1 protein-coding gene is annotated in these 1,275 nt (G+C 66.0%); it reads right to left on the minus strand.

Annotation, left to right across the window (positions count from 1 at the left end; genetic code table 11):
* Window positions 1-931, minus strand: a 931-nt coding sequence (gene recA / locus DP116_RS30480; protein ID WP_211173474.1) for a recombinase RecA, incomplete at its 3' end; no start/stop codon positions are given.
* Window positions 932-1,275: the final 344 nt, after the last annotated feature.

The following is a 1,275-nucleotide window of genomic DNA, read 5'->3' on the forward strand; positions in this document are numbered from 1 at the left end:
AACGAACGACGAGCTTGTGCTCCATCGCCAGGTCGAGCACGTCGCCTTCGACGCTGATGCCGTTGGTGTGCATCATATCAAATTCGGCGACGCGGAAGGGAGGGGCGACCTTGTTCTTGACGACCTTGGCCCGCACCCGCTGGCCGACGACTTCTTCGCCGTCCTTGAGCTGCGAGATGCGGCGGACGTCGATGCGGCACGAGCTGTAGAACTTCAGCGCGCGGCCGCCGGGCGTCGTTTCGGGGCTGCCGAACATCACGCCGATCTTCTCGCGGATCTGGTTGATGAAGATCACCACCGTCTTGCACTTCGCGATCGCGCCCGTGAGCTTCCGCATCGCCTGGCTCATCAGCCGGGCCTGCAGGCCGACGTGCGAATCGCCGATGTCGCCGTCGAGCTCCTTCTGCGGCACGAGGGCGGCCACCGAGTCGACCACGATCACGTCGACCGCGTTGCTGCGGACGAGCATCTCGGTGATCTGGATGCCTTCTTCGCCCGAGGTCGGCTGGCTGACGAGCAGCGTGTCGAGCTCGACGCCCAGCTTCTTGGCCCAGCTCGGGTCGAGGGCGTGCTCGGCGTCCACGAAGGCCGCGATGCCGCCGGCCTTCTGGGCGCTGGCGATCACGTGCAGGGCGAGGGTCGTCTTGCCGCTCGATTCGGGGCCGAAGATCTCGATGATGCGGCCCTTGGGGATGCCCTGACCGCCGAGCGCGATGTCGAGCGAGAGGCTGCCGGTCGGAACGCCCTCGATCTTCGGGGCCTCGCCCGAGCCGAGCGCCATGATCGACCCCGCGCCGAAGGCCTTTTCGATCTGCGCGAGGGTGTTCTTGAGATTCGGGTCGCGTTCCAGAGCCGCGGCGAGCGCGCCGCCCGATTCCTTCGCGACGGCCTTCGATTTCTTCGCCATGCGTGCCTCGGTTGCCGTAGCCATCCAACGTCCTTTCGACCCGCAAGAACTGGTTGTAACGAATCTCTGAGCGGTCGCCAGTGACGCTCGCGAGGGTCGTGCTCCTCGGGAGCGTGACGGGCGTTCCGATGTCCGTGCGTATACTATACATCGGTTCAAAAACGCCCGTCAATCGAAACCGTCGAAAACTTTTCCACCGGCCGCGACTGGCGTACTGAGAGTTTCGGACGCCCCCGTGACACCTTCGGACCGGGGCGCGAAGTTTTCGCCGCGAGGCGCGCGAACGACGCGGTTCGCGCCCGATTTCGGGTCGCGACGGCCCCCGCGCGAGAGACGCGGCGGGAGCGGAAAACGCCCGCGGCTACGAC

The organism is Brasilonema bromeliae SPC951, from assembly GCF_012912135.1.
Taxonomy (GTDB): domain Bacteria; phylum Cyanobacteriota; class Cyanobacteriia; order Cyanobacteriales; family Nostocaceae; genus Brasilonema; species Brasilonema bromeliae.